The organism is Yersinia rohdei ATCC 43380, from assembly GCF_000173775.1.
GTDB classification, from domain to species: domain Bacteria; phylum Pseudomonadota; class Gammaproteobacteria; order Enterobacterales; family Enterobacteriaceae; genus Yersinia; species Yersinia rohdei.
The window spans coordinates 144,723-159,394 of record NZ_ACCD01000002.1; the positions used below are offsets into that span (position 1 = coordinate 144,723).

A 14,672-nucleotide genomic window follows, 5' to 3' on the forward strand; every position below is an offset into this window, starting at 1 on the left:
TTGATGAGTTCTGGTACACTGTATTGTAGGTTAATAATGATAAATTAAAGGAGCTGGGATGAACCCAAAATCCCCCGAGCAGACCACTGCTGACCTGCTACAATCACAAATTTCCAAGGTTCTTGTCGCCTTTAAACACCCAACCTTGCAAAAGGATCTCAGCGCCTTGCGCGCTATTCATCACTGCGCTTTATTAGATAATGTGCTGCACATTGAGCTAGTGATGCCTTTTGCTTGGCAGTTTGGCTTTGAGATCCTAAAAGAATCAGTTAGCGACGAGTTACTGGCAGTGACCGGTGCCAAGGCCATTGATTGGAAGCTTTCTCATAATATTACTACGTTGAAACGCGCTAACGACCAGCCGGGCGTGAAAGGCGTGCGCAATATTCTGGCGGTCAGTTCCGGTAAAGGTGGGGTTGGGAAATCCAGCACTGCTGTTAACCTGGCACTGGCTCTGGCAGAGGGCGGCGCAAAAGTTGGCATTTTGGATGCTGATATTTATGGCCCTTCTATTCCCAACATGCTGGGAACTGTGAATCAGAAGCCAACCTCGCCAGATGGCCAGCATATGGCGCCTATCATGGCTCATGGGATAGCCACTAACTCGATTGGTTATTTGGTCACAGAAGAAAATGCAATGGTGTGGCGTGGCCCTATGGCCAGTAAAGCCTTGATGCAGATGCTGCAAGATACCTTATGGCCGGACTTGGATTATCTGGTGGTCGATATGCCACCGGGCACAGGGGATATCCAGTTGACGCTGTCGCAGAATATTCCGGTTACTGGTGCATTAGTGGTGACAACGCCGCAGGACATCGCACTGATTGATGCCATGAAAGGCATTGTCATGTTCCAGAAAGTCCATGTGCCCGTACTGGGTGTGGTTGAAAATATGAGCGCGCACATTTGCAGTAATTGCGGCCATTTGGAACCTATCTTTGGCACTGGCGGGGCTGAGAAACTGGCGCAGAAATACCACTGTAAGTTACTGGGGCAAATCCCATTGCATATTTCGCTGCGTGAAGACCTCGACCGTGGTGAACCTACTGTAGTAAGCCATCCTGATAGCGAGTTTACTGACATGTACCGCCAACTGGCATCCAATGTTGCGGCGGAAATGTACTGGCAGGGGGATGCTATTCCGACCGAAATTTCATTCCGCGCGGTGTAACAACGTTTCATTTGTACTTAAAGCCCTGGGAGTTGCACAGCTACACTGCTGCAACTCCCAGAATACCTGTCTTACCCAAAATAGTGATTCGGGTGAGCCAGAGTAGCCAACGCCGCTGTAACTTCAAGAATGCAGGTATTACCCAAAATAATTGGAGTGACAGGTAGGCGGCAAACGAATAAATCCCGATGAGCTGACACCGGTCAGTGATTCGGGTGAGTGAGAGTAGCCAACGCCGCTGTAACTTCAAGAATGCAGGGTATAGCGCTGGCATCAGGCTGGCTAACTCCTTATAATTGGCGCGCTCGAAGCACCTTGTGTGCTTCGTCTCCCTTCACACTTAGTAATCAGGTCTTTAATTTTATGACTGACAAAGCACACCAGTGCGTCATTATCGGGATAGCGGGCGCCTCAGCCTCCGGAAAAAGTCTTATTGCCAGTACGTTGTATCGTGAATTGCGTGAACAGGTTGGTGACGAACATATTGGCGTTATTCCTGAGGATGGTTATTACAAAGACCAGAGTCATCTGTCGATGGAAGAACGGGTCAAAACCAACTATGACCACCCTAGCGCCATGGACCACAATTTATTACTGGAACATCTGCAATCCCTGAAAGCGGGTAACTCTATTGAATTGCCGCTTTACAGTTATACTGAGCACACACGTAAAAAAGAAACCGTCCATTTAGAGCCAAAGAAAGTGATTATTCTAGAGGGGATCTTGCTGCTGACCGACATCCGTCTGCGCCAAGAGATGAATTTCTCAATCTTTGTTGATACTCCGTTAGATATCTGTTTGATGCGCCGGATGAAACGTGATGTGAATGAACGTGGTCGCTCAATGGATTCCGTCATGGTTCAATACCAGAAAACTGTGCGCCCAATGTTTCTGCAATTTATCGAACCTTCCAAACAATACGCTGACATTATTGTTCCACGTGGCGGTAAGAACCGCATTGCGATCGATATTCTAAAAGCGAAAATCAGTCAGTTCTTTGAGTAATCTTCGTCTGGATCTTTGCTGCTTAATATGGCAGCTTTCATAATATGTAAGCTGCAACATACGAATTTTAATGGGGATTTAAGCAATGAGACTGTGCGATCGTGACATAGAAGCTTGGCTGGATAGCGGTAAATTGGGAATAGATCCTCGCCCGCCAGTAGAACGAATCAATGGTGCGACAGTCGATATTCGCTTAGGCAATAAATTCCGTGTTTTCAGTGGGCACACTGCCGGATTCATTGACTTAAGCGGCCCGAAAGATGAAGTCAGTAAAGCACTGGATCGGGTTATGAGTGATGAAATCATTCTGCCTGAAGGTGAAGCTTTCTTTCTACATCCAGCAGAGCTGGCACTGGCTGTGACGTTGGAATCGGTTACTATCCCTGATGATCTGGTCGGCTGGCTTGACGGGCGTTCCTCTTTGGCTCGCCTTGGGTTGATGGTGCATGTGACAGCCCACCGCATTGATCCCGGCTGGCAAGGCAGGATTGTGCTGGAGTTCTATAATTCAGGTAAGTTGCCGCTGGCACTGCGCCCTGGGATGTTAATTGGTGCATTGAGTTTTGAGCCACTCTCTGGCCCTGCGGCGCGCCCTTATAATAGCCGTCAGGATGCAAAATATCGCGGCCAGCAAGGCGCTGTAGCCAGTCGCATAGATAAAGACTAGCCATTTTCATCGCTGAGATTTTAGCCTGTTTGGACAAGAGGAAGTCATGAGACGATTACTAACGACGTTAATTATCCTGCTCGTTGTATTAGTTGCGGGTATGAGCGCATTGGTATTGCTAGTAAATCCTAATGACTTTCGTGGCTACATGGTCAAACAGGTAGAGAAGAAAAGTGGTTATCATCTGCAACTTGAAGGTGATTTACGTTGGCATGTTTGGCCGCAACTCAGCATTATTGCTGGCCGAACGGCGCTGACTGCTCCCGGTGCCGCAACCCCGGTGCTCAGTGCTGAAAATATGCGCCTGGATGTCAAACTATGGCCGTTGCTGTCACATCAGTTGGATATAAAACAGGTGATGCTGAAAGGCGCGGTTATCCGCTTAACGCCAGAAAGCGAATCTCAACAGCGAGCTGATGCCCCGGTAGCACCCAGTGGAAATACGCCTGTTGATGAACACCGCGCCTGGAAGCTTGATATCAATAAAGTTCAGGTTGTCGACAGCTTATTAGTTTGGCAACGGACAGATAATGACCAAGTCAATGTTCGGGATATTAATCTTGAACTTAAGCAAGATGATCAACGGCAAGTGCATATTACCGTTGCCAGCCGTATTAATCGTAATCAACGCGATATTTCTTTCTCTATGGTTGCGGATGCGGATATGCGCCATTACCCCCGCCAATTTAGTGCGAGTATCAGCCAGTTTACTTATAAAGTAGAGGGCGCGGATATTCCTGTTGGTGGTGTGAGCGGGGAAGGAACATTACAGGCCAGCTACCAAGATGATATTAAGCAATTATTGTTAAATCAGTTGAGTTTCACTGCCAATGATAATCAGTTAACGGGGAGTGCCAAAGCCACTCTGGGCGATATACCTGACTATGACATCAATCTGGCGGCTGATAATCTCAATCTGGATACTATCTTCGGTTGGGAACCTAAAAGCACGGCTAATAGCAAAGACAATGTCAAGCAGCCCGCCGTGACTGCGCCGGTTATTGCTATTCAGGCGGATGATGATGTCGGGCAGGACTTGCAGTCGTTACGTGATTTTACGGCGCAACTGGCACTTACTGCGAGCAATCTGGTTTATCGAGGCATACAAGTCAGTCAGCTGAATTTACAGGCATCAAATCAGCGGGGTGATATACAGATTAGCCGCTTAACGGGTAATGCCTTAGACGGTGATTTTTCGCTGCCGGGGTCGTTGGATGTCTCGGGTAAAAAAGTACTGACAGCCATTAATCCAGTGATAAATCATATGGAACTGGGGCCGGTCTTGCAGGCCGCGGGTCTTCCTCCGATGATGACAGGCAAATTCTCTATGACGGCGCAACTCTCTGGTGATGGCCTGAATGTGGATGCATTCAATCGCCGCTGGAAAGGGGTAGCACAATTCAGCATGAATGATTCGCGGCTGCAAGGGCTAAATATTCAACAGCTTATCCAGCAGGCAGTGGCGCGCAGCTCCAGCGATGTTAAAGGCCAGGATAGGTATGAGCGCTACACTGAGGTTAAGCAACTCCAAACGAATTTGACTCTAAGCAAAGGTAAGATAAATGTCAGCAGCCTTAAGGCTGATTCAGAACTGATTGCTATTAACGGTAATGGGGAACTCAACTTACTCCAACAGCAATGTGATATGAATTTGTCCGTGCGAGTCATGGGGGGCTGGAGTGGCCAGGATAGCTTGGTTAAGCTGTTGCAAGACACGAATATCCCACTGCGTATTTATGGCCCATGGACGCAACTCAGTTATCAATTGGATGTTGAGCAGCTTTTGCGTAATGAATTGCAGCAGCGCGCTAAAAAAGCCCTACGCGACTGGGCTGAACGTAATGAAGAAAATCGGGCACGTAAAGATCTTAATAAGTTGATTGATAAGCTTTAATCCTAATCAACCCTCTCCCGATAAGCCGAGTGGTTTATCGGGTATAATACTTTTCTGTTTGTTACCTTCCTGTTGTTATTTTGTTCGTCAATCTCGCCGTTTTAAACATAAAATCCTACCAGCTGCTCACAAACTGCTATTTGTTTCTAAAATATCTGCGAATCGTTGATGGATGTCATAAACTCGCCACTGTACTTTGGGCAGAGTGCAGAGCGATTTCTGTATTTTAATAAAAAAATCTTAATACAACATTCAGCAACAAATGAGTATGCCCAAGAAATTGAAGTGGGAGGTTTAGGTTAATTCTTCTGCGGCTTCAAAGACGAAGGAAATATTCGGTGAGAGAGGGTTTATGTTAGATCTTTTGATAGGGATTGTAGTGGCCATTGGTGTAGGCCGCTATATTATTAAAGGTTATTCGGCTACTGGTGTATTGATGGTGGGTGGTTTACTGCTGTTAATTATCAGTGCCTTGCTGGGGAAAAATATATTACCTGCCAGTGCAACATCAACCGGTTGGCGAGCAACGGATATTGTCGAGTATGTCAAAATCCTGCTGATGAGCCGTGGTGGTGATCTTGGCATGATGATCATGATGTTATGTGGCTTTGCAGCTTATATGACACATATCGGTGCAAATGATGTAGTGGTCAAGATTGCATCCAAACCACTGCAAATGATCAATTCCCCTTATTTACTGATGGTCGCGGCTTATATCGTTGCCTGTCTGATGTCTTTGGCGGTTTCATCGGCAACCGGCTTAGGTGTGTTATTGATGGCGACATTGTTCCCTGTAATGGTTAATGTCGGGATCAGTCGTGGGGCAGCCGCGGCTATTTGTGCATCACCGGCAGCAATTATTCTTGCGCCTACTTCTGGCGATGTTGTACTGGCGGCACAAGCTTCTGAAATGCCATTAGTTGATTTTGCCTTTAAAACGACGTTACCTATTTCTATTGCAGCTATTGTCTGCATGGCAATTGCTCACTTTTTTTGGCAGCGCTACCTAGATAATAAAAGCCAAGAAAAACATGAGATGATGGATGTAAACGACATCACCACCAATGCGCCAAGTTTTTATGCCATTTTACCCTTCACGCCCATTATTGGGGTGTTGATATTTGATGGTAAATGGGGGCCAGAATTGCACATCATCTCGGTGTTGGTTATTTGTATGCTGATTGCCGCAGTGATTGAATTTTTGCGTAGTTTTAATGCTAAAACGGTATTTGCCGGTCTGGAAGTGGCTTATCGTGGAATGGCCGATGCATTTGCGACCGTGGTTATGTTATTGGTGGCGGCGGGTATATTTGCACAAGGGCTGAGTACTGTTGGATTTATCAGCGGTTTGATTGGATTAGCACAATCCTTTGGCACCGGTGGCCTGATTATGATGCTGGTATTGGTCGTCATTACGATGCTGGCGGCGATGACAACCGGTTCGGGCAATGCTCCGTTTTATGCGTTTGTGGAGCTGATTCCAAAATTAGCGGCTCAAATGGGGATAAATCCAGCCTATCTGGTTATTCCAATGCTACAAGCATCCAATTTGGGGCGGACTTTATCTCCGGTTTCGGGGGTAGTCGTTGCTGTTGCGGGGATGGCAAAAATCTCACCCTTTGAAGTGGTGAAACGCACCTCAGTACCGGTACTGGTTGGGTTAGTTGTGGTGATTGTGGCCACCGAGCTTTTGGTGCCTTCGCACTTATAATATTCACATAAGTTAACAAAAAAACCGGGTGCGATGGGCTACCCGGTTTTTTTATTTCTACCTGTTTAAGCTATTTTGAGGGTTAATTACTCAAACTTCATAATCAGGGTCTGGCACATTCAGCGGGGTTATTTTCACCTTCAAAATACGATGGCTACTGACTTCCAGCGGCTCAAACAGATAGTCACCAATCTTCAGTTGCTCGCCCACTTTAGGGATCCGCTGAGTATATTCCATTAAGAGCCCGGCCAAGGTGTGATATTCACGTTTATCATGAATAGGGAGAGGCAGGTAAAGCACTAAATCTTCCAGTGGCATATAGCCGTTCGCAATCCAGCAACCGTCTTCCGTTTGCTGAATATCATGGCGGGCATCCAGTTCCTCACCCGCCACGGGGAGATTTCCTGCAATAGTTTCCATCACATCCGTCAGGGTAACCACCCCTTCGATGGAGCCAAACTCGTCGACCACAAAGGCAAAATGTGTTTGTGCTTGACGGAATTGTTCAAGAGCCATCAACAGTGAAACTTGCTCAGGAAAAATCAGAGGCTGGCGAACCAGCGCCCGCAAGTCGAGTTTTTCTCCCGCCAATTGCTGTCGCAACAAATCAATTACATGAATCACACCCAAAGGTTCATCAGTCGAACTATCCTCTGTGACGACAATTCGGGTATGCAGATTCTTGGTCAACAGTTGAGCCAGTCTCTCTGGTGGGTCATTAAGGTCAAGATATTCAACATCATGGCGTGAAGTCATGATGCTACTGACCGTGCGCTGTGCCAGTCCTAATACCCGCTCAATCATTCGGCGTTCCTGCTCGTTGAACACTTCTTGGCCTACACTGGTATTATCTGCGATCAGATTGGCGGTACGGTTATCCAATTCGGCTTCTTCATGTTTGCCACTCAACATCCGCAGGACAGCTTCAGCAGTTCTTTCTCGTAATGGCCGAACCGTCGACAGGAAGCGGCGGCGATTGAATTGCGCAAACTGATTTAGCGACTCAATAATTACTGAGAAACCAATTGCGGCATAGAGATAACCTTTAGGGATATGATAGCCGAAGCCCTCCGCGACTAAGCTAAAGCCAATCATTAGCAAGAAGCTTAAGCACAGAATGACAATGGTTGGGTGCGCATTTACAAAGCGGGTCAATGGTTTGCTGGCAAGCAGCATCAGGCCAATAGCAATACAGACCGCAGCCATCATGACTGCAAGGTGGTCAACCATGCCGACGGCAGTAATCACTGAGTCGAGGGAGAAAATGGCATCCAGCACCACAATTTGTGCTACTACCGGCCAGAAACGCGCGGTTTTGCGTTGTTGGTTCTGCTGATGATCTTTACCTTCAAGCCGCTCATTGAGCTCCATGGTGGCTTTAAACAGCAGGAATACCCCGCCAACCAGCATAATCAAATCACGGGCACTGAATGGGTGCCCCGCAAGGGTAACAAAAGGCGCAGTTAATGTTGCGAGCCAAGAGATGCATGCCAACAGCACCAGGCGCATCAATAATGCACAAAGAAGCCCCGTTACTCTTGCTTTATCCCGCAGATGACGGGGTAATTTTTCCGCCAAAATGGCAATAAATATTAGGTTGTCGATGCCTAACACAATTTCGAGCACAACTAGCGTTGCCAGCCCTGCCCAAATAGTAGGATCTGCGATCCATTCCATATATCCAATTTCACCTTTTATTTCTGCGGCTTATACTGCCAAAACAAATAATGAGCGTATAACGTAAATTTTTCAAATTCAAATATAAGAGATTATTGATAAAACATACCCGCAATAGGGGTGTGAACAATAAAATGAAAACCTGTAACATATTGAAACTAAATCGTAATTTTGATAATAAAACCTCTAACATGTCAATGCAACTAACAGATGTTTCCTAGTCAAATTTAATGCGATATGATAGATAATAAGTAGAAATAATTATATGAGTATAATTTGCTCAATAGAATCATACATCTATAATTAAGCAACGCCCTCAATATGCTGCAAATATGACCATATAGCCTTTGGTAGCTGTAAAGCCAAGAGCGGTAGCGTTGTCAAATCAGACAATTAATAATGCTGATAATTATTTCAGATGGAATAATTATTGTTCTCATTTGAAGTGTGAAACTTCTAGTACGTAACTTTTAGTGATTAAGGATATATGATGTTACTTCCGGTGATTATGGCTGGTGGAACGGGTAGTCGTCTATGGCCAATGTCAAGAGAACTTTATCCCAAGCAATTTCTGCGCTTACACGGGGTAAGTTCGATGCTACAAGAGACAGTAAATCGGCTGGAGGGCATTTCTGTCAGAGAGCCAGTTGTCATTTGTAATGAGGAACATCGTTTCTTAGTTGCTGAACAGTTACGACAAATAAATAAACTTTCACACAACATAATATTAGAACCTGTTGGACGTAACACCGCTCCTGCTATTGCATTAGCTGCATTAAACGCTATCTCCCAAGGCGACGACCCTATCATGTTGGTATTGGCCGCGGATCATATCATTAATGATTGCAACGCTTTCCACCAAGCCATCACCGATGCTATTCCGTTTGCTAAAAAAGACAGTCTGGTTACTTTTGGTATTGTTCCGACCGGCCCAGAAACAGGTTATGGCTACATACAACGTGGTGAAACCACAGTTAATGATGCTTCTGAAGCTTTCAAAGTACAGCGCTTTGTTGAAAAACCTGATTTAAAAACAGCCGAGCAATATATTAGTTCTGGTGAATATTATTGGAACAGCGGCATGTTTATGTTTCGTGCTAAGCGATATATCCAAGAGTTGGAGAAGTTTAGACCCGATATTCTTGAAGCTTGCAAAGCCGCCATGAAAGATTCAGATTCAGACAAAGACTTTATTACCATTGATAAAGATAAATTTAGTGTTTGTCCTGATGAGTCAATAGATTATGCCGTAATGGAACAAACCAGTAATGCGGTAGTAGTACCGCTAGATGCTGGGTGGAGTGATGTCGGTTCTTGGTCTGCTCTTTGGGATGTCAGCAATAAAGATAAATCAGGAAATGCCGTTACCGGCGATACATTCCTGCATGATACACAGAATTGTTATATTAATACTGATGAGAAATTAGTTGCCGCCGTGGGGGTAGATAACTTAGTTATCGTCAGCACAAAAGACGCAGTATTAGTGGTCGATAAATCGAAAGTACAAGACGTTAAAAAAATCGTTGAGCACCTGAAACAAACTAAACGTAGCGAGTATCGCCGCCACAGAGAAACTTATCGTCCTTGGGGGCGTTGCGATATTGTTGTTAATGAACAACGTTTTAATGTTAACCGCATTACCGTTAAGCCGGGTGGCGCTTTCTCTATGCAGATGCATCATCATCGGGCAGAGCATTGGATTGTATTATCAGGTACAGCCAAAGTAACCATTGCGGATAAAACGTTTTTAATAACTGAAAACCAATCTACTTTTATTCCTATTGGCTCACTTCATATGTTAGAAAATCCAGGAAAAATCCCACTTGAACTTATTGAAGTTCAATCAGGCTCTTATCTGGGCGATGACGATATTATCAGAATTAAAGACCATTATGGCCGTTGCTGATTTAGAGGAAACAATGAAGACCTTAACTTGTTTTAAAGCTTATGATATCCGCGGCCAATTAGGTTCAGAATTGAATGAAGATATTGCTTACCGTATTGGTCGAGCTTTTGGTGAATATTTGAAACCAAAAACCATTGTCGTTGGTGGTGATGTTCGGTTAACCAGCGAATCATTAAAAATGGCTTTGGCCGAAGGGTTAATGGACGCTGGCAGTGACGTCTTGGATATTGGTTTAAGTGGAACAGAAGAAATTTATTTCGCTACTTTTCACCTAGGTGTTGATGGTGGCATTGAAGTAACTGCTAGCCATAATCCAATGGATTACAATGGCATGAAGTTGGTTCGGGAAAATGCCAAGCCGATTAGTGGTGATACCGGCTTGCGTGATATCCAAAGACTGGCTGAAGAAAATGATTTCGCAGTACCAGATCAAAGCAAGAAAGGAAGTTATAAAAAGATCTCGATACTTAATGAATACATTGATCATTTAATGGGTTATATCGATTTCAAAAACTTTACCCGTCCACTGAAACTTGCAATAAACTCCGGTAATGGTGCTGCTGGGCATGTTATTGATGAAATTGAAAAACGTTTCAAGGCTGCACAGCTTCCTATTGAGTTTATAAAAATTCACCACCATCCTGATGGCAATTTCCCTAATGGGATCCCTAATCCTCTATTACCCGAATGCAGGGCTGATACTGAAAAAGTAGTTAGCGAAACAAGTGCAGATATGGGTATTGCGTTTGATGGTGACTTTGACCGCTGCTTCTTATTTGATGAGAATGCACAGTTTATTGAGGGCTATTATATTGTAGGTCTCCTGGGCGAAGCTTTCTTGCAGAAAGAGAAAGGTGCAAAAATAATTCATGACCCAAGGTTAACCTGGAACACGATTGATATCATTTCTAAGGCAGGCGGCATTCCTATTATGTCCAAAACTGGACATGCCTTTATTAAGGAAAGGATGCGCAAAGAAGATGCAATATACGGCGGTGAAATGAGTGCTCACCATTACTTCCGTGATTTTGCATACTGCGATAGTGGGATGATCCCTTGGTTACTGGTTGCTGAATTACTTTGTGTTAAAAATATGTCCTTAAGCCAATTAGTTGGCGATCGGATGCGTGCATTCCCGGCGTCTGGTGAGATTAATCGGAAACTGGTTGATGCTAAAAGTTGCATTGCTAAAATTAGGGCTATTTACGAACCTGATGCGGTTAATGTTGATTTCACTGATGGCATCAGTATTGAGTACAGCGACTGGCGTTTTAACCTAAGAACCTCTAATACAGAGCCAGTAGTTCGCTTAAATGTTGAGTCGGTAGGGAATAGTATGTTAATGGATAAAAAGACAAAAGAAATTCTAGAATTGTTGGCAGGGGAATAACCGTGAAAGATATGCTATTGGCGATTTATCGCTATAGAGGGTTTATTCTTGGTAGTGTAAAACGGGAGTTCCAAGCAAAGTATCAGAAAAGTATGCTGGGTGCTACTTGGCTTGTTTTACAGCCACTGTCAATGATTCTAGTATACACTTTAGTTTTTTCTCAGGTAATGAAAGCTCGCTTACCAGGTGATGCAGGGACATTTTCCTACAGCATATATCTATGTATCGGTATTATTACATGGGGGCTTTTTGCTGAGATAGTAGGGCGAGGACAGAATGTTTTTATTGAAAATGCGGGTTTATTGAAAAAGCTAAATTTCCCTAAGATATGCTTACCCATTATTGTCGTATTGTCCGCACTTATTAATTTTATTATTATATTTTCATTGTTTGTTGTTTTTTTGATTGTAACTGGTAATTTCCATCCTATTTCTATAATAGCCTTAATTATACCTCTTGTAATTCAAGTGTTATTTGCAACAGGGCTTGGCATTTCTCTAGGCGTAATAAACGTATTCTTTAGAGATGTTGGTCAATTTGTAACAGTGCTACTTCAGTTTTGGTTTTGGTTCACTCCTATTGTCTATGTAATGAGTACCTTACCAAAAGGAGCACAATCCTTATTAAGGTTTAATCCTATGGCTGTCTTAGTTGATAATTATCAACAAATAATTATAAAGCAGCATATGCCCAATTGGTCTGCATTATGGCCTGTAGCGACAATAGCTGTTTTCCTCTGTATTTTGGGTATGTATCTATTTAGAAAACATTCAGCAGATATGGTGGATGAATTGTAATGGGAAGCATCACTGTCACTAATATAGGTAAAGCCTACAAAAAGTACCCTTCACGTTTTGGTCGATTGATTGAATGGATATCACCAGTAAAAATAATACGACATACCTTAACATGGGTTCTCCGGGATATTAGTTTCACTGTTAAGCCGGGCGAGGCTATAGGATTAATAGGTATTAATGGTGCGGGGAAGAGTACTTTACTAAAACTGATTACTGGAACGGCTCATCCAACGACAGGTTCAATCAAGTTAACTGGTCGTGTTGCGGCATTACTTGAGTTGGGGATTGGTTTTCACCCTGACTTTTCTGGCAGGCAGAATGTATATATGTCTGGACAACTCTTAGGTCTGTCGGTTGGAGAAATTGAACGATTGATGCCAGAGATAGAAGTATTTGCTGAGATCGGAGAGTATATCGATCAACCAGTACGGGTATATTCCAGTGGTATGCAAATGCGCCTTGCTTTTAGTGTGGCTACAGCGATAAGGCCGGATATCCTTATTGTCGATGAAGCATTATCAGTAGGTGATGCCTATTTCCAGCATAAAAGTTTTGAAAGAATTCGAGAGTATCGTAAGCAAGGTACTACATTACTACTTGTTTCACACGATAAAGCGGCAATTCAATCCATTTGTGATAGGGCTATTCTGCTAAATGCAGGGACTATTTTAATGGAAGGGAAACCCGAAGCCGTGATGGATTATTATAATGCTATGCTAGCCGCGAAGGATACTTCTTCAGTTAAACAAACAGAAAGCCCAGATGGTTTAATACAAACAGTATCAGGTTCTGGGGATGCATCCATAATAGATATTGGCCTTTATAATATTGAAGGTGTAAGAACTGAGGTTTTTAATGTTGGTGAGCTAGCAAATTTATGTATTAAAGTTGGTATTGCATCAGATATTCCAGAAATAGTATTGGGATATATGATAAAAGATCGTTTAGGGCAAGTGATATATGGGACTAACACCTATCATTTGGATAAAGAAATTAAGAGTTTAACAAGCGGGCAAATAATATCGTTTAATTTCTCATTTCCAATGAATCTAGGCGAAGGCAGTTATTCTATAGCCGTTGCATTACATGAGCAAGATACTCATCTTCATAAGAATTATGAATGGCGAGATTTGGCCCTGATATTTGATATAATAAATATAGACAAAACATCTTTTGTAGGTGTTTCATGGTTAGAACCAGAGGTTAATTACATTTATGAAAGATAGTTTTTATAGTGAATTTGAAAAAAAATACCGTGGTTCAAGAGAATTAATCAAATCTCGATTGGTAGCTTACCGTGATTTTTATCTACCACTAGCCGAAATCTATCCAAATAGTAACACCTGCGATCTGGGGTGTGGGAGAGGAGAATGGCTTGAATTACTTAATGAGGCAGGCTTTAAGACTGAAGGGATAGATTTAGATGAAGGAATGCTTTCTTATTGTCGTGATCTAAATCTTAATGTCCGACAACAAGATGTAATCCAGTATTTACAGAGCTTAGATGATAACTCCGTTTCATTAGTTTCATCTTTTCATCTTGTAGAACATATAGGTTTTGAAAATGTGAAGCTGCTTGTCCAAGAGGCATTACGTATACTCAAGCCTGGCGGATTGTTAATTATTGAAACACCAAATTGTGAAAATATAATTGTTAGTACCAATACTTTTTATTTAGACCCAACTCACGTTATGCCAATACCAAACAAACTACTTAGTTTTCTGACTAATTATTTTGGATTTAAACGCAGTAAAGTTATAAGGCTTCAGGGACGAACTGATGTAACGACTCCAGAGTCACTTCAATTGATAGATATTTTCACAGTTGTAGGACAGGACTATGGTTTAGTTGCACAAAAAGATGGTCCAAAAGAGATTCTTAATAAATTTGATAATATATATAATAAAGAATTTGGTTCTGACCTTGATATGGCTATAAATAAGTTCAGCATGCATCTTAACCATGCATTTAAGATGCGAGATGATAAAATAAATGAACTTTCCCTTCGATCAATAAATGAGAAAAATGCATTAGAATTGAAGCTGATGGAGAGTCATGAACAAATAAAAGCGATATACTCAAGTGCTTCTTGGAAAATAACAGCACCACTTAGATTTCTGAAGAAAGCAGTAATATTTATTTTACCTTCAACATTGATTCAGCAGAGTAAAAAAATAATTAAATCAGGAATTAAGAAGGTTATTTATTTTATTTCACAGCGACCTAATCTAAGAAGAAAAATAGTATTTATAACGAAAAAACTCAGGCTCTATCCAAAATTAAAAAGTATTTATTATCGCCTTAATATGAAATCTAGCTCAACTATAAAGCGTATATCCCAACAGGGAAGTGAACTGTTGTCTCCTCGCGCAAATGAAATTTACACACAACTTCTTAAGAGAAAAAAATAATAAAGATTCAATGAATATATAAAATTGAGTTTTATTATATTG

Annotated in this window: 12 protein-coding genes; 10 read left to right on the forward strand and 2 right to left on the reverse strand. The window is 42.7% G+C overall.

Features of this window, described 5'->3' with window-relative positions:
- Positions 1-58 precede the first annotated feature (58 nt).
- Complete coding sequence (gene apbC, locus YROHD0001_RS14255; RefSeq protein WP_004713523.1) at positions 59-1,171, forward strand: iron-sulfur cluster carrier protein ApbC; 1,113 nt, start codon at positions 59-61, stop codon at positions 1,169-1,171.
- A 40-nt stretch (positions 1,172-1,211) separates the two neighbouring features.
- Here apbC and YROHD0001_RS0117325 read toward each other — a convergent pair whose 3' ends face one another.
- On the reverse strand, positions 1,212-1,445 hold the full coding sequence (locus tag YROHD0001_RS0117325; protein ID WP_032816126.1) for a hypothetical protein: 234 nt from the start codon (positions 1,443-1,445) through the stop codon (positions 1,212-1,214).
- 89 nt (positions 1,446-1,534) lie between these two features.
- On the opposite strand from YROHD0001_RS0117325, the gene udk reads away from it, so the two are divergent.
- The 4 genes from udk to dcuC all read left to right on the forward strand — a co-directional run bounded on the left by udk (position 1,535) and on the right by dcuC (position 6,448).
- Positions 1,535-2,176, forward strand: a complete 642-nt coding sequence (gene udk, locus YROHD0001_RS14250) for a uridine kinase (RefSeq protein WP_004713525.1) — start codon at positions 1,535-1,537, stop codon at positions 2,174-2,176.
- A gap of 85 nt (positions 2,177-2,261) precedes the next feature.
- Positions 2,262-2,843 (forward strand): dCTP deaminase, encoded by a 582-nt coding sequence (gene dcd / locus YROHD0001_RS14245; RefSeq protein WP_004713526.1) that lies wholly within the window; start codon positions 2,262-2,264, stop codon positions 2,841-2,843.
- Positions 2,844-2,889: 46 nt separating this feature from the next.
- Positions 2,890-4,737, forward strand: coding sequence for an outer membrane assembly protein AsmA (gene asmA, locus YROHD0001_RS14240; protein ID WP_032816127.1), 1,848 nt, complete (start codon positions 2,890-2,892; stop codon positions 4,735-4,737).
- 352 nt (positions 4,738-5,089) lie between these two features.
- On the forward strand, positions 5,090-6,448 hold the full coding sequence (gene dcuC / locus YROHD0001_RS14235; RefSeq protein WP_032816128.1) for an anaerobic C4-dicarboxylate transporter DcuC: 1,359 nt from the start codon (positions 5,090-5,092) through the stop codon (positions 6,446-6,448).
- 90 nt (positions 6,449-6,538) lie between these two features.
- On the opposite strand, the gene YROHD0001_RS14230 is transcribed toward dcuC, so the two are convergent.
- Positions 6,539-8,125 (reverse strand): TerC family protein, encoded by a 1,587-nt coding sequence (locus YROHD0001_RS14230; protein ID WP_032816131.1) that lies wholly within the window; start codon positions 8,123-8,125, stop codon positions 6,539-6,541.
- 490 nt (positions 8,126-8,615) lie between these two features.
- On the opposite strand from YROHD0001_RS14230, the gene YROHD0001_RS14225 reads away from it, so the two are divergent.
- From YROHD0001_RS14225 to YROHD0001_RS19440, 5 genes are read left to right on the forward strand one after another with little or no spacing between them, the layout of a single operon-like run.
- The gene (locus YROHD0001_RS14225) at positions 8,616-10,031 is read left to right on the forward strand and encodes a mannose-1-phosphate guanylyltransferase/mannose-6-phosphate isomerase (RefSeq protein WP_032816133.1); all 1,416 of its coding nucleotides are present in this window, start codon (positions 8,616-8,618) and stop codon (positions 10,029-10,031) included.
- Positions 10,032-10,044: 13 nt separating this feature from the next.
- Positions 10,045-11,421, forward strand: coding sequence for a phosphomannomutase CpsG (gene cpsG, locus YROHD0001_RS14220; RefSeq protein WP_004713532.1), 1,377 nt, complete (start codon positions 10,045-10,047; stop codon positions 11,419-11,421).
- Between the two features lie 11 nt (positions 11,422-11,432).
- Positions 11,433-12,218, forward strand: a complete 786-nt coding sequence (locus YROHD0001_RS0117330; RefSeq protein ID WP_032816195.1) for an ABC transporter permease — start codon at positions 11,433-11,435, stop codon at positions 12,216-12,218.
- A complete protein-coding gene (locus YROHD0001_RS14215; RefSeq protein WP_004713533.1) occupies positions 12,218-13,444 on the forward strand; it encodes an ABC transporter ATP-binding protein in 1,227 nt (408 codons plus the stop codon). Before YROHD0001_RS0117330 ends, YROHD0001_RS14215 begins: the two co-directional genes overlap by 1 nt.
- A complete protein-coding gene (locus YROHD0001_RS19440) occupies positions 13,434-14,630 on the forward strand; it encodes a class I SAM-dependent methyltransferase (RefSeq protein ID WP_144404248.1) in 1,197 nt (398 codons plus the stop codon). Before YROHD0001_RS14215 ends, YROHD0001_RS19440 begins: the two co-directional genes overlap by 11 nt.
- The last annotated feature ends 42 nt before the right edge of the window (positions 14,631-14,672 follow it).